This window comes from Phytobacter diazotrophicus (genome assembly GCF_052061655.1).
Lineage (GTDB): Bacteria > Pseudomonadota > Gammaproteobacteria > Enterobacterales > Enterobacteriaceae > Phytobacter > Phytobacter diazotrophicus.
On the sequence record NZ_CM125428.1, the window covers coordinates 3,166,845 to 3,186,914 of the forward strand.

General features: G+C 53.8%; 16 protein-coding genes. 5 read left to right on the forward strand and 11 right to left on the reverse strand.

Annotation, left to right across the window (positions count from 1 at the left end; all coding sequences use genetic code 11):
* Nucleotides 1-285: 285 nt before the first annotated feature.
* Nucleotides 286-2,682 (reverse strand): membrane-bound PQQ-dependent dehydrogenase, glucose/quinate/shikimate family, encoded by a 2,397-nt coding sequence (locus ACS0RQ_RS15430; protein ID WP_271849481.1) that lies wholly within the window; start codon nt 2,680-2,682, stop codon nt 286-288.
* 223 nt (nt 2,683-2,905) lie between these two features.
* On the opposite strand from ACS0RQ_RS15430, the gene ACS0RQ_RS15435 reads away from it, so the two are divergent.
* From ACS0RQ_RS15435 to ACS0RQ_RS15445, 3 genes are all read left to right on the forward strand, one after another.
* Entirely contained in the window at nt 2,906-4,228 is a 1,323-nt protein-coding gene (locus tag ACS0RQ_RS15435; protein ID WP_334632855.1) for a cation:proton antiporter, read from the forward strand.
* A gap of 116 nt (nt 4,229-4,344) precedes the next feature.
* Nucleotides 4,345-4,542, forward strand: coding sequence for a hypothetical protein (locus tag ACS0RQ_RS15440; protein WP_039079301.1), 198 nt, complete (start codon nt 4,345-4,347; stop codon nt 4,540-4,542).
* 2 nt (nt 4,543-4,544) lie between these two features.
* Nucleotides 4,545-5,315 carry a hypothetical protein gene (locus ACS0RQ_RS15445; RefSeq protein ID WP_271849479.1) on the forward strand — a complete coding sequence of 257 codons (771 nt, stop codon included), beginning with the start codon at nt 4,545-4,547 and terminating at the stop codon, nt 5,313-5,315.
* Here ACS0RQ_RS15445 and ACS0RQ_RS15450 read toward each other — a convergent pair.
* From ACS0RQ_RS15450 to ACS0RQ_RS15480, 7 genes are all read right to left on the reverse strand, one after another.
* A complete protein-coding gene (locus ACS0RQ_RS15450) occupies nt 5,310-6,059 on the reverse strand; it encodes a phage antirepressor KilAC domain-containing protein (RefSeq protein ID WP_271849478.1) in 750 nt (249 codons plus the stop codon). The two genes, ACS0RQ_RS15445 and ACS0RQ_RS15450, sit on opposite strands and share 6 nt — an antisense overlap.
* Before the next feature lie 278 nt (nt 6,060-6,337).
* Nucleotides 6,338-7,228 (reverse strand): oxidoreductase, encoded by an 891-nt coding sequence (locus tag ACS0RQ_RS15455; RefSeq protein ID WP_271849477.1) that lies wholly within the window; start codon nt 7,226-7,228, stop codon nt 6,338-6,340.
* 20 nt (nt 7,229-7,248) lie between these two features.
* Entirely contained in the window at nt 7,249-8,076 is an 828-nt protein-coding gene (locus ACS0RQ_RS15460) for an EamA family transporter (protein WP_271849476.1), read from the reverse strand.
* Between the two features lie 75 nt (nt 8,077-8,151).
* Nucleotides 8,152-9,057, reverse strand: a complete 906-nt coding sequence (gene gcvA, locus ACS0RQ_RS15465; RefSeq protein ID WP_271849475.1) for a transcriptional regulator GcvA — start codon at nt 9,055-9,057, stop codon at nt 8,152-8,154.
* A 163-nt stretch (nt 9,058-9,220) separates the two neighbouring features.
* Nucleotides 9,221-9,787 carry a GNAT family N-acetyltransferase gene (locus ACS0RQ_RS15470; protein ID WP_271849474.1) on the reverse strand — a complete coding sequence of 189 codons (567 nt, stop codon included), beginning with the start codon at nt 9,785-9,787 and terminating at the stop codon, nt 9,221-9,223.
* Nucleotides 9,788-9,882: 95 nt separating this feature from the next.
* Nucleotides 9,883-10,338 (reverse strand): VOC family protein, encoded by a 456-nt coding sequence (locus tag ACS0RQ_RS15475; protein WP_271849473.1) that lies wholly within the window; start codon nt 10,336-10,338, stop codon nt 9,883-9,885.
* Between the two features lie 156 nt (nt 10,339-10,494).
* The gene (locus tag ACS0RQ_RS15480) at nt 10,495-11,406 is read right to left on the reverse strand and encodes a LysR substrate-binding domain-containing protein (protein WP_271849472.1); all 912 of its coding nucleotides are present in this window, start codon (nt 11,404-11,406) and stop codon (nt 10,495-10,497) included.
* A gap of 246 nt (nt 11,407-11,652) precedes the next feature.
* Here ACS0RQ_RS15480 and ACS0RQ_RS15485 point away from each other — a divergent pair, with 246 nt between their 5' ends.
* Nucleotides 11,653-12,501, forward strand: a complete 849-nt coding sequence (locus ACS0RQ_RS15485; protein WP_271849471.1) for an MBL fold metallo-hydrolase — start codon at nt 11,653-11,655, stop codon at nt 12,499-12,501.
* Nucleotides 12,502-12,634: 133 nt separating this feature from the next.
* On the opposite strand, the gene ACS0RQ_RS15490 is transcribed toward ACS0RQ_RS15485, so the two are convergent.
* Both ACS0RQ_RS15490 and ACS0RQ_RS15495 read right to left on the reverse strand, forming a co-directional pair.
* Nucleotides 12,635-14,548, reverse strand: coding sequence for a methyl-accepting chemotaxis protein (locus ACS0RQ_RS15490; protein ID WP_271849470.1), 1,914 nt, complete (start codon nt 14,546-14,548; stop codon nt 12,635-12,637).
* Nucleotides 14,549-15,147: 599 nt separating this feature from the next.
* Entirely contained in the window at nt 15,148-15,954 is an 807-nt protein-coding gene (locus ACS0RQ_RS15495; RefSeq protein WP_271849469.1) for an SDR family NAD(P)-dependent oxidoreductase, read from the reverse strand.
* A 170-nt stretch (nt 15,955-16,124) separates the two neighbouring features.
* Here ACS0RQ_RS15495 and ACS0RQ_RS15500 point away from each other — a divergent pair, with 170 nt between their 5' ends.
* Complete coding sequence (locus ACS0RQ_RS15500; protein ID WP_271849468.1) at nt 16,125-17,291, forward strand: MFS transporter; 1,167 nt, start codon at nt 16,125-16,127, stop codon at nt 17,289-17,291.
* On the opposite strand, the gene ACS0RQ_RS15505 is transcribed toward ACS0RQ_RS15500, so the two are convergent.
* Nucleotides 17,288-20,035, reverse strand: coding sequence for an ATP-binding protein (locus ACS0RQ_RS15505; protein WP_271849467.1), 2,748 nt, complete (start codon nt 20,033-20,035; stop codon nt 17,288-17,290). The two genes, ACS0RQ_RS15500 and ACS0RQ_RS15505, sit on opposite strands and share 4 nt — an antisense overlap.
* Nucleotides 20,036-20,070 lie beyond the last annotated feature (35 nt).

The window sequence follows — 20,070 nt, forward strand, 5'->3', positions numbered from 1 at the left end:
ATCTTTCTCAATATACAGCATAAAAACCGCCTCCTGTTTTCAATAAGAGATTAACTCTAGACGACCTCACGGAAAATAAGCCAGGCGGCAGCACCATGTTAAATCCAAAATACCGTTACGCTTGTTGAAGTATTGCATGAAGATAGCGTGGAAATAAGGCCAACAGAAAAGAGGGTTACATTAAGAGTTCCCCCTTTTCTGGCCCGATAAAAAAGACCTGCCGAATAAGCAGGTCTGAGAAATTAAAATCAAGGACGTCGGGATGACGGCCAGGACAGCGTTTAATCAGGGTAAGGCATACGCCATTAACGCGTCTGCGGAGCGGGTTCCCAGCCCCCCATGCCCACCGGCAGCGATAACCACATACTGTTTGCCATCATCACCCTGGTAGGTCATCGGCGTTGCCTGTCCTCCTGCCGGAAGCCGTGCGCGCCAGAGTTCGTTGCCACTGGCCTCGTCAAACGCACGCAGGTAATCATCCGCAGTGGCGCCGGTAAAAATCAGCCCACTTTGGGTGATGACATTTCCCCCCATCATGAAAATCCCGGTCGGCAGAGGCAGATTGGTATGGGTGCCGAAAATGTTCATATCGCGGGTGGTTCCCGCCGGACGCTCCCAGATAATCTTTTTGCTCACCAGGTCGATGGCGTAGATTTTCCCCCACGGCGGCGCGTTGCATGGGGCATCCAGCGCGCCCAGCCAGGGTTTAACGATGGCCGCCCAGGGGGTGCCATATTGCGGCCCGACGGAAAACTCCTTCGGTTTGGGGTAGGGTTTTCCACTTCCCCAACCGGCCCATTTCTGCATTAATCCCTGCTTAATGGCCTCTTCACTCTTCATTATCTGCATGGTGAACGGGATATAGCTGGTATTGGCAATCAGCACATGATGGCGCGGGTCGACAGAGGCGCCGTACCAGTCAATCACGCCGTCAAAGGCCGGATAGGCAATGGACGTGCCCTCTGCAGGCGGCGTGAATTTACCCTGATAGCGGTAACGGTGGAACTGGATGCGACACCAGAGCTGATCAAAGGGTGTGGCACCCCACATATCGGTTTCGCGCAAATCAGCCGGAGAGAGATCCGGCATTCCCACGGAGTCAGGTTGTGTTGCCGATAAACGCTCGCCGGGCAGCGAGGGATGCTGTGGAACGGGCTTTTCGTTAACCTGCGCCAGCGGTGCGCCCGTTCGACGGTCGAGCAAGAACAACTGTCCCATTTTGGTGGTCTGCACCAACGCGGGTACCGTTTCACCCCCCTCACCGGGCAGGTCAATTAACGTTGGGCCAATGGGCACATCATAATCCCAGACATCATGATGTACCGTCTGATAATGCCAGCGCTCCGCCCCGGTGCGGATATCCAGCGCCACAATGGCGCTGGAGTAACGGTCATCAAAGGGGCGTCGACCCGCACCATAATAATCGGGCGTGGCATTGCCCAACGGAATATAAATCAACCCCAGTTGAGCATCCGCGGTATAGGTTCCCCAACCGTTCGGCGTCCCGCGCGTATAGTTCTCACCGGGGTTAAGCGGCGCGGTGGGCGGGTTACGCCCCATATCCCAGGCCCAGGCCAGTTCACCGCTGTTGACATCATAGGCCCGGACAACGCCGGAGGGCTCGCCGGTAGACTGGTTATCGTATATCCAGCCCCCCAGCACAATGCGTCCATCCATCACCATCGGCTGTGAGGTGATGAAATGGAAACCGGGCGGCACATCGCCCAGATGATCGGTCAGGCTGACAAAGCCATTCTTACCGAAGTTTGCACAGGGCTTACCCGTCTGTGCGTTGAGCGCCACCATACGGGCATCCGCCGTGGTCGTGATAATTTTTTGCGGGCAAATCGTATCGTCAGCATTTTCGCTCCATGCCACACCGCGGCAGGCCAGATACTCATTGGCCGAGGTATCGTTCTGCGGGTCGAACCTCCACAGCATCTTACCCGTCGTGGCATTAAGCGCGATCACCTGGCGATGGGGCGTACAGATATAGAGCGCATTACCCACCTTGATGGGCGTCACTTCAAGGTTAAATTCACGCCCGGCTTTGTCCTCCCCCTTTTGCATGACATCGCCTGAGTCAAAGCGCCACGCCAGTTTCAGTTGCGCGACATTCTCAGGCGTGATTTGCGCCAGCGGTGAATATCGCTGCCCCTCAGCAGTGCGCCCGTAATATTTCCAGTCCTTTTCGCCGTCTGTCAGGGTGGGCGTTTTCTCCGCCGGAAATGGCTGGTGATGGACAAAACGCGCGTCCGAAATCTGCCAGCCGCTCCAGAAAATGCCGATAATCGCGACAACGTACACCAAAGCGATGGCGCTGCCATTTCGTCTGCCTGGCGCAGAGCGCGTCAGAGGGCGAACCACCCAGGGCATGCTTACCCACAAGCCCAAAATCGCAGGCAGCAGTAAACGAGGCATCAGTTGCCAGCCATCCAGGCCGACTTCCCACAAAGACCAGATGACGCACAGGACAAAGGTGAAAAGATAAATCCAGACCCCGGCCAGACGCTTTCGCCACAACAACACGCCGCTCAACAGGAAGCCGCAGCCAAAAAGCAGATATCCGGGCGAACCGCCAATAAAAGCCAGCCAGCCGCCAGGCAGCAAAAATGCGAGCCCGAAAAGGGCCACCAGAACACCGGTGACTCGCGCCCATAAAGGCGATGTAGTCTGTGACACAACCCACCTCTTTTGTAAATTCACGTCAATAAAGCTTAGGAAATTTCACATAAGGCGTATTTAAAACCAGAATCGGGAGTATCAGGGGCATATAATCCCTTTACTTTCAAAGAGATGAACTCTCTGCTTGTTCTTTGCACTTACTGTCCGAGCTGGAAGAACGCCCGGTTAAGGGCTATACCCTTTCGATGAACAAATGCTGTGCTGAGGATTGAGGAGGTGTATGGGATATCTGGCGTGGACCGCAGCAACCGGTGGTTTATTACTTTTGATGTCGTTGTCCTATGGGTGGATTAGCCGCGTACCGGTCCCCGTCTTTGGGCTGTATCTTATCGTCGGTATCGGCTGTGGCCCCTGGGGTCTTGGCCTGATTAATCTTGATATCGTCCAACACGCATCCTTAACCAGCCGAATAACCGAGATTGCGATGGCGGCATCGTTGTTTATTACCGGCCTTAAAATTCGCCTGCCGCTCAGCTCCCCGTACTGGAAAATGGGCTGGATGCTGGCCCTGCCCGGTATGCTGTTAACTATCGCAGGCATTATGGTCGCAGCACATTTTCTGGCAGATCTCTCCTGGCCCCTCTCGCTGGCATTAGCCGCTATCCTGGCCCCCACCGACCCCGTGCTGGCAAGTCTGGTGGCAATCAACGACGCCCGCGACGGCGACCGGCTGCGCGTCGCGTTATCCAGCGAGGCCGGTCTGAACGACGGTACCGCCCTGCCGTTTCTGATGCTGGCGCTGGTCTGGTATAAAGCAGGCGGTCCGATCGGTGCCGATGAATGGTTACGCTGGGTGAGTGTCGATCTGGTCTGGGCGCTGATTGGCGGGTTAGCGATCGGCTTTCTTCTTGGCAGAGTCATTGGCCTTGCAGCCACACATTCCCGCCATGCGCAAGGGGAAGTCGCCCCCAGTGATTTCATCGCGCTTTCCCTTATCTGTCTGAGCTTCTCGCTGGCCATGTCGGTGAGTGCGTCCGGTTTTTTAGCGGCGTTTGCCGCAGGTGTCGGCTTGCGTAGTGCGGAAGTGAGCGTGCAAAAACGCCATTCTGAGGAGGACAACCATGATTTGCCTGCGGAAATGCAGGTGAATCCCCATACCCGACATGCGCTGGAAGAGCGCAACCCAATAAAGCAAGTCGGTCTCGTCATCGGCGATGCGTTGTCTTTTGGCGATACGGTGGAGCGCTTGCTGGCGGCGACGCTGGTCATCGTTCTGGGGGTGACCTTTGCATTACACTGGGACGCCACTGCCCTGATGCTGGCATTGATTATTTTTGTGGTCGTCCGGCCACTGGCGGTATTCATTTTGACATGGCGCGCAAACGAATCGCTGTTTCATCGCATAAGCCTCGGGTGGCTCGGTATCCGGGGCATCGGGAGTCTGAACTATATCGCTTATGCCTGGGTTAATGGCCTGGCGGGAATCGAGGCAAACAGGATGGTGGATATTGCCATTACGGTTGTTACCCTCAGCGTATTTATCCATGGCATATCGGTGACGCCTTTGTTGGCGCTGCGCCACAAACGTGAAGAAGACCAGTAAAGCGGTGTTTTCGCCGGGTAGCGATAATCTGGATTTTCTTCTCATCCTCTTCTTCACGCCTGCTGCAACCAGAAGAGTTTTCACTTGCCTCTATACTTAATGCCGGAGGTCTTTTGATGAGAACGTTTTTTAAATCTTTATTTGCCAGCCCGGACGCCTTATTGCAGGTGATGAGCCACAGTGAAATTCAGGACGCCATTGAGGATGGAGAGCGGATCGTTGTTGACGCAGATGGTAACACGTCGGTGAATATCCACTGCCAGAAGGTGCAGGATGATTTCAAACGGCATGTCGATGCGTTAAAGAGGGCTTAGGGATGGGCACAGCGATTTTTATGGTTTTGATGGTCTGTGGTTACTGGTACAGCTCGCACGACCTCTCCACCCGTTTCAAATTCAAACGTAGCTTTGGCTGGGATGTCTATTTCCTTGTCGCCCTCTATGGCTGCGTGTTCGTTTTGCAGGGTATGCTGGCTACCGCCGTTTTATGGCTGGCGCTGTTGACAGGCTCACTCGTCACCAATGCGTTACCCGGCATTTTTGGCCCGGAATATCACCACTGGCATATGACGTTTATGAACTGGACCTTTTTAGGCATCCAGGCACCGGTAGTCATTATGCTGACCTTCGCCGTCGTTTTTTGCTTGTGGCGTTCTAACTGGTCGCCAACCGCCCGCCTTGATACCAGCGGGCGCAGGGAGTTGTATAAGCATTTGTCCCGCGCCAACGGCGTTGAGGGGCTGGTATATCAGTGTATGGAGAAAGGCGATCTCGCCTGGATAACCCTGACGTCGCAGCGCATCTATATTGGCATGATCCACACCGCCACCTTCGACAGCGCGGATGCCAATAACATTGTGCTGATCCCAATGCTGAGCGGTTATCGTGACCGCGAAACCCTGGACCTGCACGTTGAGCACAACTACAGCGCATGGTACGACGCCCATGATATCGACGTGCGCGCGGCGGTAGATTTTCGCAAAGTCCTGCTTCTGTCGCAGGTGGAAAGCTTGTCGCTATTCCACCCGGCGCAGGTAATGGCGATGGGCATTCACAAAAGTACGGACACCTCAGCGCAGCACCTATAGCCAGTTGCGGCCTGGCGCGGTGGGTTCAGTACGTTCAGGCGGGCGCAGATCTATCTGACGTGAGGCAAGATGCCCGGCCCACAGTCCGGCAATCCACTTCACGCCCCGCGCGGTGAAGCGCGCCTGTGACCAGGTGCGTTGGTTTTCACCGACGCCATCGTGCACCGTAAAATAGCCCGCCTGGCTATACTGCTTCGCCGGCAGTAACGTCCCGCTGACGCGCTGCATGATATTGCGCTCCAGCAAAAACTGACGAAACTCGGGCTCTTTTGCCTTGAGCATTTTACAAAGCTGGCGGAAACCCAGCGACTCATCAACATTGACGAACCAGTCAAAAAACTCAGCCTTCGGCAGTGTCAGCGCGAGCTGCGCTTCTGCCTGCTGACGCTTTTCATACTGTTCGGCCCAGGCGTGAGCCGCCGCCGCAGGGTTGGTGAAGTCCGGCAGATTCATGGTCTGCTCGCGCTCTTGCCATTTGTCCAGGATATCGGCGGTAAAACCGGGTGAGATACGCGCAACGGTCAACACGGAGTCCCGCTTGTTAAGCAGGAACTCCTGACGCATCTCCCCTTCCCGTTCATAGAGCTGCATCTGTACCGGTTGCGACAAACGCTGCGTTGTCTCGAGGCTTTTGACCATGCGTTTGACTTCGTTGTGGGCTATCCCTGTCAGCTTTGCGATTTCACGGCTGCTCATCCTCGGCGACCGATCGTTCAAATTGAGAGTGTCCAAAGGAATCACCATAGCGTTCACCACTTATGCTAAAAAACAACCAACTTGCAGATTTAGTATACAATTACCTGGTTAAATATCCAGTTTATTTTAAAGGAAAAGGATAGTTTTTGGGGAAGGCGATAACGCCTGTCTGCGCAGGTTCAGTTCTGCTGTCCTTGAGGGTCGTCTCAGCGGGATGGATTATGCGCCGTTTAGCTCACGCTGAGGACGCGCGACGAGGCCGTCTTCGGGGAAGACGGCTTAAAAGAGGCGGCGCTCGCAGAGGTCAATCATCAATTCGGCGCGGTTCAGCCCGGCCCTTCGCTGCCCGCCGCCAGCAGAGGGACCAGCACATCGCTGATGGGAACGGGAATACCGTGACGGTGACCATAGCGCTGTATGACGCCGTTGCGAATATCCCACTCCATTGGCCGGTTAGCCTGACGGTCAGCAAGAATCGAGGTTCCTAAATCGGCTGGCGCGCGTTTAAAACCCGCCAGAATCTCCTGCGCGACCACATCGTCCAGCGCCGCACCCTCGGCCCTGGCAACGGACAGGCACTCGCGCAAATACGCCAGCGTCAGTTCACTGATATCTTCGCGGGAGAACATTCCGGCGCGGCGATTGGCAAGGACCATCAAACCGGCCGCCGCATTTTGCAACAACTTACGCCAGGCGACAGAGGAGAAATCTGCCGACAACTCAACCGCGCAGCGCGTCCCCTGCAAAGCCTCCACGACCCGTTTTGCCTGTGGGACATCCGGCAGCGTCAGCCGCGGGCTGGCACGCAGCCAGACGGAGGCATCCGCTTCACGCTGCGCCGGGAACCAGACCACTGAGGGCAGTACCGTTGCGCCATTGACCCAGGGCGCAAGCTGGTTTTTTTGTTCCACGCCGTTTTGCAGCGCACAGACCACCGTATTTTCATCACACAACGCGCTCAGCCAGCCTGCGCTGTCAGCGTTCTGGGTTGTTTTTACCGCCACAAAAACCAGATCGCAGGGATGATCGATCTTCGTCGGCTCGGTCAATACCGGCCCCGGCACCACAATTTCACCCTCATCGTGACGCAACACTAACTTCGGATGTGCAGTACGTCCGCAAAGTCGCGGCGCGCGGCCTACTTCATGCAACACGGCAGCAATGGTTGTGCCGATTGCACCGGGGCCAATTAATGCGATGGTCGGATTTTCTGACATCGTTGATTCTCCTGATTCACTTAGCCCATGATCAGTGTGCCGGTGACAATCACCGCGCACGCCAGTAGTTTTCTAAACGTCAACGCTTCGCCGAAAAACAGGTAACCGAACATCGCCACAAACAGCACGCTGGTTTCACGTAGCGCGGAAACGGCGCCCATCGGTGAGGCGGCCATGGCAAAAATAATGATGCCGTAAGCCAGCAGTGATACCAACCCGCCTGCCGCCGCACTCAGCAAGCCTGGCTGCCAACGAAGCAAACTTTGGCTATCACGCAGGATGATATAAAGCACCGGCATCAGCAGCCCCCAGAGCATGCTCATCCACACGGTATAAGAGAGCGCATTGCCGGAAAGCCGTACCCCCATACCATCAGCCACGCTGTAGGCGGCGATAAAAACCCCGGTCGCCAGAGCCTGTTTTACCCCCGGCATTGCCAGCCGACGCTGCCTGAATGCCAGCATCAGGATCCCGGACGAAACGAGTACGATGCCACCAAGGGTATGAAAGGCGATTTTTTCACCGGCGAACAGCGCCGCCGCGCAGGTGATCAGCAGTGGCGAAGAGCCTCGTGCAACCGGGTAGGTTTGGCTTAGCTCGCCACTCTGATAACTGCGTACCAGACACCAGTTATAGCCCACATGCAGCAGCGCGGACAGCAGCGCATATGTCCAGCTTGCGCGAGCGGGTAGCGGCAGAAACAGGGCAGCGGCTGCGCTTGTCAGCGCAATGGCAACGCACATGATGGTCATCGACCATAGCCTGTCTGCGCCCCCGTGTAAGAGCGCGTTCCAGGTGGCATGCAGCAAGGCTGCAAATAGCGTCAGCGAAATCATCGTTACAGGCATGCACTGATGCTAAACAGCCCTGACCACGATGAACAGTGAAGTGTTGTCATCCCGGCATGAATAAATACTCATGCCTTAACGATACCGCCGCTGCGCCTGCAGTGACTCATCCAGTAACCAGTGGCGGAATTTCACAACATGCGGCTGGGTTTCAATCCCCTGCGGGCAGACAAAGTAATAGGCGGCCGGTGAAGGAAACCGGATATCAAAAAGCCGCGTCAACGTCCCCCCGGCAATCTCTTTTTCTACATGTCCGCTGCGCGCCAGTGCAATACCCTGCCCGAGAAGCGCGGCTTCAATCGTCATATTGGTATCCGCGAAGCGCACGCTCTCATGCAGGACGTTGATATTGACGCCAGTTTGCTCAAACCAGGCGTCCCATTTTGGCACCAGGTCAGCGCCGTCACGCGTTAGCAGCGGGTAGCGCAGCAGTTCGGCGGGTTCAGCAGGCGTACCAAAACGCTGCAAAAGTGACGGGCTGGCGACCGGAAATATCTGCTCGCGAAACAAAAACTCGGTAAAGAGCGCAGGATAATTACCGTGACCAAAGCGAATGGCCACATCGGACTCGCTCCCCGCAAAATTGATGGCTTTGTCCGAACTGTCCAGCGACACCAGAATCTCCGGGTGTAACCGCGCCAGGGCTGGCAGACGCGGCAACAGCCATTTCAGCGCAAACGAATAAGTGGTGTTGACACGCAATCTTACCCGACCATTTTGTTCACGCAGATCGGCAAGAGTCGTATCCAGTTTGCTGAAAAATTCGCGCACCAGCGGCGCGAGCGCTGCACCGGCAGGCGTCAGGCTCAGGGTTTTACCACGCTGAAAAAGTTGCAACCCCCAGAGTTCCTCCAGATTTTTTAGCTGATGGCTGACGGCGCTTTGGGTAATGAAAAGTTCTTCGGCGGCAGAGGTAAAGGTGGCATGGCGCGTGGCGACCTCAAACGCGCGCAAGGTGGCAGTGGGTGGAAGGTTACGCATGCTTTTCGCTCTGTTAATGAGTAATGACTCATATGACCATAGCGACGCATCTCTGTGCCAGAGAAATAACAGGCCCGCAACCCAGCGCGCCGGTAAGCAGGGTGCCCGGCAACGAACTGGCATCGAAGACGCGTGCCGGGCAAAACGATGACGTGGTGATGATTTACACGGGCGATGCAACAGAAGCTTGGGTATAGTCGCTCTGTAACAGCGCATAGAGATACTCATCACCCCACGCGCCTTTAAAGAAAATATTCTGCCGGTAATGTGCTTCGCGGCGGAAACCGAGTTTTTCCAGCAGGTTCACAGCCGCTGTATTGCGGGTATCAACAACAGCGGTGAGTCGGTGCTTTGCAAAATCATTAAACAGCATCGCGATGAGGGTAGCCATTGCCTCCCTGGCAAAACCTTGCTTCTGATACGCCACATCAAAGGTCATACCCAGTTCAGCCTGTCTTCCCTCATCAAAGAAATGGATACCGATATCGCCGATGAGCGCCCCCACGTCCAGCCGCTCGACGGCCAGTTGATACCAGGTCCCCTCGCTGTTGAACGCCAGCGAACACTGCTGCGCATATAATGTCTGCGCATCATGCTCAGTGTAATGATCCCAGCTCTGAAACCGGGCGACCTCGGGCAGGTTGCGGTAGTGCGCAAGCTGCGGCAAATCAGCGGGTGTCAGTTTGCGCAATAATAATCGCGGGGTGAGTAGCGGCAACGCCTGTGTCATGCATCCTCTCTTATCGTTAATCATCCGGGCGATGAGCCGCATCGATATGTTGCAAGCCCCGCAAACGAAAATTTGCGAGGCGGTATGCTCTGTGTTTATCGTTCCTGCGCCTGGGTGCCACGGTCTACAGAGGCGATCGCTTCAAGCCCAACACGTTGGCCGAATGACAGTTCTAACGTATTGCCGTCCGGGTCGGCAAAAAACACATAGTAACCGACGGGGTCACCCAGGTTTTCCGGCGCTTTTCTTAAGACACCTTCCGCGATTGCCATCTCGGTTTTACGGTCAATCTCTTCGCGGGTTGCACAGGCAACGCCAAGGTGACCAAAATGGCCCAGCGGCGTATCTGTTACGGTGTCCGCCTGAACCAGCACCAGCGCAAACGGGCGGGTATGATCGCTTAACCACGCGACCTTGCGCGCATCCGGAATGCCGGGTTCACGCTGATGTACGACTTCCATGCCTGCATAGCGGCGATAGAACGCAATACTTTTCTCCAGATCCCTGACCATAAAAGCAACATGGGTGAATCCAACATCAATTTCTTTCATATCCAGAATAACTCCCTCTTGGTCCGTGGCAGTCATCATAAAAGCTCAAGTTCACTTGAGGTCAACAGTCAGCTATCCGCACCCGATCCCTAATATTTGTAGTGTCACAACGCTAAGTGACCGGCCCTGCATGCTTTCTGACAGAAACTTTTGCCATTAAGGCTTTCTCACCAATTCTTCTGGATGGGGTGCTATTTCGCCAAGTAACCAGCGCTCGAAATCCTCTAATGCGGCGTTATTCGCTCCCGTTTCGCTCGGTTTGACTAAACAGAAACGTTTGCTGAGGGTTGCGGATTCCGGCCAGGGTGAAGCCAGCAGGCCATGTTTCAATTCATTTTCAACATACATCCTCGGCACCAGCGCCACGCCCTGCCTTGCCATCGCGGCGGCTATTGCCATTTCGTGCAGATCGTAGCGAACCCCCTGACCTGGGTTATCCAGGTGTATCCCCTTTTCCCGGGCATACAGGTGCCACGCCTCGGGATTTTGCCGTCGGTGAATGCGCGGCAGTGCGTTTAACTGTTCAAAAATATCCTGTTGCGATAACAGCGAAGGGTGACACACCGGAATCAGTGTTTCCTGAAACAGAAACTGCGTACGCATACCGGCCCACGCGGGATGTTCAAAATGAACCACGGCGTCAAAGCCGCTTCCGGTGAGAATAAACGGGTCGGTGCTGGCGGCAATATTTAAGGTTATGTCCGGGTACAACGACGTGAAGCTATTCAGACGGGGGATCAGCCATCGACTGGAAAAGGTCGGCAGGACGGCAATATCCAGACTCTTGCCCCCATCGGGTAATCCCATGATGTACTGGGTGTCTCTTTCGAGCCGCTCCAGCGTTTCGTGAACATGCCGGGCATAGCGTGCTCCGGCAGGATTAAGCTTTACGCGGCTTCCTGTCCGGTCAAACAATTTGCAGTTGAGCAACGATTCAAGGCGCGCTATCTGGCGGCTAATAGCCCCTTCCGTCAGCGAGAGTTCCTCGGCAGCCCTGGCAAAGTTGCCGTGTCGTGCGGCGGCATCAAAGGCCTGCAGGGAAGTGCTACTGGGTATTTTTCTGCGCATAAAAAGGGCTCTCTTTCGCAACTGACCATGCCATTTAGTGAGTAAATGTCACTGAGCAATGAAATATTATCGATTTCCAGGCCACAAAACACCTTATAGCATGATAAAAAATCATTAAGCAGAGTGAGTGGTTGTCTGCTGTTACTCATGCGGAGGCAGAACAATGTTGTATTTCGTGGTGTGCTCATATACCGATCCAAAGAGCGAGCAAGAGTGGGATGAATTTTATCCTCAGGAGAGATACTGATGAACGCGCCCTCCTTTCCATCATGTCAGATTGGCGATTTTCAGGTAACGGCGCTGAGTGATGGCGATATGTCTGTCAGCCTGGATTTATTGTCAGGCATTGCAGCAGCGGATGCCGCAGCCATTCAGCGCCAGGCCGGAATGACTGAGCCCGGCAATATCCATATCAACTGCTATCTTATTCGCGGCCGGGGGCGAACCATGCTGGTTGATGCCGGTACAGGCGGGTTGAACAACGCGGGGGGACAGCTCAAAGTCAGGCTCGCGGCTATCGGCGTCAATCATAACGATGTGGACAGCGTATTATTGACACACGGCCATCCGGACCATATTGGCGGCCTGCTTGATGCCGAAGGACGGCCTGTATTTGAACATGCGAAACTCTTTTTGCATCCTCTCGAAGCGAGTCACTGGCGGGATGATGACAAATTTAAAAAAGCGAGTGCGCACGGTCAGCGTAATTTCCGTCTGGCCAGACAAACGCTGGATGCCTATGCAGAGAATATGCGTTTTTTTAGCGCAGACAACATCGCAGAGGGCATTACCCCGGTCTGGTTACCGGGTCATACGCCGGGGCATTGCGGGTTTCGCATTGACGCGGATGAAAGAAGCCTGCTGATATGGGGCGACATTGTCCATTATCCGCATATTCAGACGGCACAGCCCGCCGTGACGATTTTGTTTGATGCCGACCCCGCACAGGCCGAAGACACGCGCAAAAGGATCCTCGCACAAGCCGTGCGTGAAAATCTGCTTATTGCTGGCATGCATCTGGGACAGAGAGGGTTTGCGAACATTGTCAGGAATGATACTGGCTACGCTATTGCGTGGCCCGACGAGCTGAGATGAATTCCGGCTGAATGTTCAGCCAATGAATGCATGGATGCAGTGCAGTAGTTAAGTGCCCGGCGTTTTCCGGGCCTCTCGTTGTGTGTTAAGCAGTGCCCTCTTCGCTCTAGAGGGCACCGTTTTTGGCGGGTTATCAGAACGATTCCCAGTCAGAGCCGTTCGCTGTTGATGCTGCGGGTCGCAGGCTAACCTTGGCGCGCGCTGCCGCTGGGGCGTATTTCGGCTTAGCCGTTTCTGAATTCAGTTTGAATACGGAAACCAGTTGCGCCAGTTGTTCGGCCTGTTGTTCCAGTGATAATGACGCCGCAGACGACTCCTGAACCAGCGCGGCATTCTGCTGGGTTGTGGAATCCAGCTCCGTTACCGCTTTACCAATCTGATCGATACCCCTGCTCTGCTCTTCCGAGGCGCTGGAGATTTCGTTCATGATCCCACTCACATTGGTGACCGAAGAGACAATCTGCTCCATGGTGGTACCGGCTTTGTTCGCCATTTCTGAGCCGGTCGTCACGCGTTGTACGGACTCTTTTATCAATCCTTCGATCTCTTTGGCAGCCTGGGCGCTACGTTGGGCAAGGCTTCTTACTTCCCCCGCTACCACCGCGAAACCGCGCCCCTGCTCACCGGCGCGTGCCGCCTCAACGGCTGCGTTAAGCGCAAGAATGTTGGTCTGGAACGAAATACCATTTATGACGCTGATAATGTCGGTAATTTTGTTGGAGCTTTCGGTGATGGTTTCCATCGTGTTGACAACATCCCAGACAATTTTGCCACCGGAACGCGCATGCTCTGCCGCCACGCCTGCAAGCTGGCTGGCCTCACGCGCATTGTCTGCGTTGCGCTTAACCGTTGAGGTCAACTCTTCCATGCTTGCCGCCGTTTCGACCACCGCGGCTGACTGCTCTTCGGTGCGGGAAGCAAGGTCAGTGTTGCCTGCGGAGATGTCCGACGAGGCGTTCGCCACGTGAATGACTGACTCTTTAATTTGGGTGATCATGTCACGAAGCTTGTCGTTCATGACGCCCATTGCCATTGTCAGGCGGCCCAGTTCATCGGTTGACTGCGGCTCAATGGTCGCAGTCAGGTCGCCTTCGGCAATACGTTCCGCCAGCGTCAGGTTGTGTTTAATCTGGCGGGTCATCTGGCGGGTAAGCAGCCAGGCAACCAGTAACCCTGTCAGCACTGCGCACACGGCGACGATGCCCATAATGATCATCACACGTTGAATAATATCGATATTTTTCTGAGTCTGACCAGTTACCAAATCATTCGTAATAGTATTAATTTTTTCTGCAACGCCGGTGAGCTCTGTCGCGGCATTCTGCGACTCTTTCTGGGCTTTCGTATAAGCGGCAACATTATCCTGTATTCCGTTCAGGAATGTCTGAGCCATCTCTTTGTCTTCGGCTGTAAAAGTGACATTTTCGGAATGAATAAGCTTTGCCGCCTCATCGTATTGAGCCTTAAAGATATCCATCCCCTGCTTACCGGCAGAGGACTGAATTTGATAAGCGGCAGCCCAGATGTTATTGAGGCGATTGAGCAACGCGACTTCATCTTTTGAAATGGTTTCCTGTTGCTCAAGGCGGGTACTGAATTTATCGAGCAGGGTTTTGAGAGCAGGAGAGGTTAAATCCTGTGATTTTGCGACGGTCACCTGTTCGAGTTTAACGAACGTATCACGGTGGGTGGCATAGTCAGGAATAGTCGTGCGCAGCTCATCAAACAAAACACGGGCATCGCTGTCCCAGGTAAAGTCGAGACCCGTAATCGCTTTTTGATCCATCTTATCAATGGCGACTCTATTCGCCTGCAGTGATTTTTCATCATGGTTTAATTGATAAGTTAAACGGTTACGTCGCGCCGTATTGAGCTCGGTGCTGATCTCATTGATTAATTTACCTTTTAAGGCATGCTCACGGATACTCGCGGACTGTTGGATGCTGATAAGTGAGGACAAAACAATAATGACGATTAAAACTGCAAACCCGCCAAAAAGTTTGGCAGCCACAGGCAGATTTTTTATTGACGGTAACAGCTTTGACATAGCAGTATCCTCAGTGTTCTTTTTTAATATTTAAAAAATGGTTTCATTTTTACTTCTTATACGATTGCGGTTTTTTTCATTTCTTTTAATGAGTCAGAAAAAGTGGGCCATCACGTTACTTATCGTCAATTGCGTCATTTAATTTAATAGAAAAATCAAAAAAAAGACCTGTGGAGAATATATTTCAGAAAAATGAATAACGTTGCATAAATAATGTGAACAACGCTGCATATCACGGTGTTCTTACCGTGATAATCATGAGCCTGCAAAGTTATTCATACAACTGCCACTGCGTAAAATTAAAAGATATAATATATTCCGCTAACTATGTATATTGCGATGGTTACTGTTCGGCATGTTATTAATTATCATTACTCAGGCTTTTTGCTGATCACTATCGAAAATGTTTATCGTGCCAGTCATGCAAGAGAAGCGTCTGCGATTGTAGCCATATTTAAAACCACATACTGTCTCAGCTATTTCCCGCGCTGGTTTTAATCCTCAGCCATTTTCTTTATTCACATTGCACTGACTGCTCTCCATCCGGCTGACGAACCGCCCCGGCTTTGCGGTGCGGTTCAGCCAAACGTGGAAAAAAATCACATAAATCGCTCTGCCCCACCGGACGCTTCAATTGTCTGGCCGGTAACAAACTGATTTCTGTCTGAAAGCAGGAAAGCCGTAATTGCCGCAATATCCTCAGGAAGCCCAAAGCGCCCCACCGGGGTTTTCTCTTTACCCAGCAGTGTCATCACCTCGTCGTCCGTTTTTTCAGCCAGTTCAGGGCGCCGATGGCGGACATTCGGCAGCATATTCTGCGCCCAGTTATCGGTCGCGACAGCGCCCACACCAATAGCATTGACCAGGATACCGTCCGGCGCCACGCTCAACGCTAAGCTCCGGGTCAGATTGTTAATTGCCGCACTCAGGGCATGTGAGACGGTAAGTTGCGGGTTAGGATAAATACCGCCGATGGAAGAAATATTAACAATGCGCCCCCAGTTTCGCTTCTGCATGCCGGGAATAACCGCCTTACAAAAGCGCCGCATGGCAGAGAATTTGGTCTCCGTCATTAATTGCCAGTCCTCTTCTGACGTGGTGAGCAGAGTACCTGCATGCGCTCTTCCGGCATTATTGACCAGTAAATCAATTCCCTGAAAAACCGTTTCTGCATGTTCAACCACCCGTGCAGGGAGGTGGGGATCGGTCACATCACCAGCAACAGGCAGCGCCGAAACGCCATATTTATCGGCAATCTTCTTCGCGGCCAGGATCAGGGCAGACTCTTGTCTGGATACCATGACTAAATTCACCCCGTTTACCGCCAGTTCTTCGCAAATGCTAAAACCAATGCCGGTTCGGGCTCCGGTGACCAGCGCCACTTTTCCTGTCAATTTTAAATCCATGTGTTGTTCCTCATATTAAACACAATGACCAGATGAAGAATATGAGTAACAAATAACGCATTCAGGGGCTTGCGCAGCAGAATTCAGACGTCTGAAAAAAACGCGCAAAGCGTTAAGCAGCACCTCTTCTTATACTGCGGCAACATTTTATTCAGGGTAAGGAGTGGTCAATGCAGACCCATAACCACGCGCTTTCTTCTGCCAGGATCCTGATGCTGGCTATTATTTGCTGTATCGTGGTGGCGAATATTTATTTTAATCAATCCGTTCTGAATTTGATTGCGGGTGCCTTTCCCAATGAACGGAATGCGGTTTCTTTGATCCCCATGGCGACCCAGTTAGGCTATGCGGCGGGGTTATTCTTTCTCATTCCATTAGGCGATTATATAGAACGTCAGCGGCTTATCCTGCGCCAGGCCCAGGTGCTTTTCCTGGCGCTGCTCGGCATGATGTTATCCCCAACGGCGACCGTGCTGGTGTTTTTCTCTTTTATTACGGGCATGTCCGCAACCGTGGCCCAACAAATCGTGCCGCTGGCCGCCTCTCTCGCCGGGCCATTATGCCGGGGTAAAATCGTGGGTACCGTGATGAGCGGCGTTCTCGCCGGTATCCTTGCCGGGCGGGCGATTGGCGGTCTTATCGGTCAGTATTTCGACTGGCGGGGTGTCTTTTTGTTCGGCGCGATCATGACGCTGCTGGCCGTCGTTTTTATCGTGCGCATTTTGCCTTCGCAGTCGCTGCCTGCGCCAACATTTAACTATCTGGCGGTCTTGCGTTCGCTCGGGCAACTGTGGAAAAGCGAACCACAGGTGCGCAAAGCAACGCTGACACAAGCCATGCTGTTTGCCTCGTTCAGCGTGCTGTGGACCGTACTCCCATTCTGGTTAGCCCATCGCTACGATTACGGCGCGGGGGTAACCGGAACACTGGCGGCGCTGGGGTTAATCGGCATTCTGTGTGCCCCTCTGGCGGGTAGTTTCAGCGATCGTCAGGGGCCCTTCAGGATGGTAATGTTGGGCGTCATTCTCATGCTGCTGGCCTGGATTGTTTTTTGGGGCTGGAACAGTATGGCGGGGATGGTGGTGGGCATTCTTTTGCTGGATGCGGGCGAACAATGTGTACTGATTGCGAACCAGCACACCATTTACGCTTTGCGCCCGGATGCCAGAAACCGTCTGAACACCCTCTTTATGTGCGTTATGTTTATTGGTGGCGCCTGTGGTTCCCTGACAGCCACCGGGTTATGGCAGGCAACGCAGAGCCGGACGCTGATTTCTGCGGCGGGGGCCGCTCTCGTACTCTGTGGGATGCTTATTGCCGTAAGACGTAAAGGTTAACGCCCTATTCGGGCACACAGGGCCAGCGCATTTCTTACCTCTGTTGCCCGGTGTGAACCATCGACATCGTTTAAGGCATTCTGAATTAACTGCTTAGCCGCCCCGTTTTCCCCTACTTCGGCCTGAACGGTTGCCAGTGAACAGGCAATACGCAGAGCCCAGCCGTGGGCCTGCTGCTGACGCGCTTTATTCAACGCTTGTGTCAGCAATAAACGTCGCCCCTGGGCTGGTGATTGCGTGGCACAAAGACGCATCAATTCTGGCGCGCACCAGTTGTCTTGCCCCTCGCTGGCGGTTTTCTGCGCCAGCGCGCCATCAATTTCTGACAATAAAGGGGAGTATTGCCAGTCTAATCCCGTCGCCCGCAGCGAACTGAACAGTGTGGTTTGACTGACATCGGTATGACCGAACTGTTGGGACCAGACAAGAAACAGCTCTCCGTAGGTCTTCCAGAAATACAAATCATGTTTTTCTGCCAGTTGAACAAGCCAGTTCGCGGCCCTGACCACCCAACGCGGACGGCGTTCCAGCGCCGCTGTCATACAGGCGCCCTCGGCGAGCGCACAGCAAAGGGAACAGGCATGCTGCAAACGCGCGGCTTTTTTAACGCCGCGCAACGCCATCTGTTTTGCGGCCTTATACTCCCCCTGAACCCAGAGTAAGCGAGACAGAAAAGCCATGCCGGCGGTCTCCTGATCGAGACCAAAACGGAAGGAGTGGCTCATACTTTCCTGCGCGTACCAGGCCAAAGATTGCAGCAGATAATGGCGGCCTTCGCTATGCTGACCTAAAAAATGCAGGGAGACACCGAGAATACGCAGCCCGGCGGCATGGGCTTCTGCATCATTGATGGATCGCGCCAGTTCGCACATAGACTGCGCATGTTCACGCGCTTTACCAGGAGCGCCCGTGCGCAGGCAATACAGCCATAACCCATAGTGCGCCTGTAAACGTATCTCTTTGTCATCGAGCTTTTCTGCCAGCGTCAATGCGGTTTGCCAGGCCAAATGGGTTTCAGATGTGGGGCCTTTTGCCCAGGTCGATGCCTTACCTGCTGCGGCGCACAGATGCATTCTCTGGTGTAACGTTAATTCGACCCGCGCGTTATCTTCATTGAGCAGAGGGTGAATATGACGCTGACACTCATCATAGAGTGAATATTCAATCCAGAACGGCGTCATCGCCTGTAAGATCGCAAGCCCTGTAGAGGGATCGCCCCCCTCAGTTAATGTTTGCTGTAAAACGCGGCGCAAATCATTAAGGATGGGACGATAACGCTCCCGCCACTGCTCCGTTGGCAAGCTAAGCCAGTCACTCTGCGCCTGTTCCACCAGCACGCTATTGTAATGGGCAAAATCGGCTGCAAGCGCAACATATTCATCCTGTTCGCGGAGCTTCGCGCAGGCGAACTGGCGCATGGTTTCCAGCAGGCGAAAACGCGTAACAGGCGCCTGGCTACTGACCTGAATCAGCGACAGAGACAACAAGCGCTGCAAATCGTCAATAACCTGCCAGCTATGGTTGTCCTTTGAACGCAGAAAATCACTGACGGATGCTACGCTAAACGTGTCGGTAAAAATGCCCAGCATCCTGAATAATCGCTGCTCACGCGCGTTGAGTAACTGATAAGTCCACTCCAGCGTCGTCACTATTTTCTGATGTCTGGGCTCCAGCGAACGGTGGGTATTGCTCAATAACGGGAAGCGGTCCTCAAGCCGATGATAAATCTCACTCACACTCATAAAGGGCAGACGGGAGGCCGCAAGTTCAATAGCCAGGGGTAAGCCATCAAGATGACGGCATAATTCGCCAATCAACACCAGTTCATGCTCTGAGGGATGGAAATCATGCGCACTGGCCTGGACACGCTCAATAAAGAGACGGACGCTGGCAAAAGAGATTAACGTGGCGTTATCGGCACCCTCTTCGTGCGGGACTTGCAACGGCGGGAGTAAATATTGTTGTTCACCAGCAACCTGTAGCGCCACCTGGCTGGTCAATAACAGTTTGATCCGGGGAGCCAGTCTCAGAAGCCGCGTCATCAGCGGTTCCAGTTCGCTCGTCACGTGCTCACAGTTATCAATAAGCAGCAAACACTGACGTCGCGCGAGCTGTTGGCGTAAATCGGTATCCTGCTCAAGACCGGCTAAGGGAAGATGTAACGCCTGAGAAATAACGGAGAGCACGCTGGATGCGTCGGTAATATGGGCCAGTTCCGCCACACAGACGCCATCGGGAAATTGCGGGTGCACCTGGTTAACCACTTCCCATGCCAGACGCGTCTTACCCACGCCGCCTGGACCGGTTATCGTCACCAGAGGGTGCTGATTTAGCAGGGCACAGAGTTCCTGCACCGCCTGGTCGCGCCCTAAAATCGAGCTCAGAAAGGGGGTAACAGGCGGAAGCGGTATTTCCGGGTCGGGAGATGCCTGCAACGGTTCATTCTTGGTGTTAAAGCGGTAGCCACGGCCAAACTCAGTAACAAGGAGATGCCGGTCTCGCCCCAACAGGCGGCGAAGCGCTGAAATTTGCGCCTGAAGATTGTTCTCTTCGACGATTTCATTTCCCCACACCTGGGTCAGGAGAGACGCTTTACTGACCGCTTTACCGTCGGCCCTTATCAGAGCCACCAGAACATCAAATGCTCTGGCAGAAATTTTTACCGGCTTACCCCGGTGCAACAGAATCCTTAGCTGGGGCCAGAGTTGCCATTCAGCAAAGTGAATCTCATCGGTTGTTATCATAGTCTTGAGATCTTCTGTTTTTCACCATCACACAC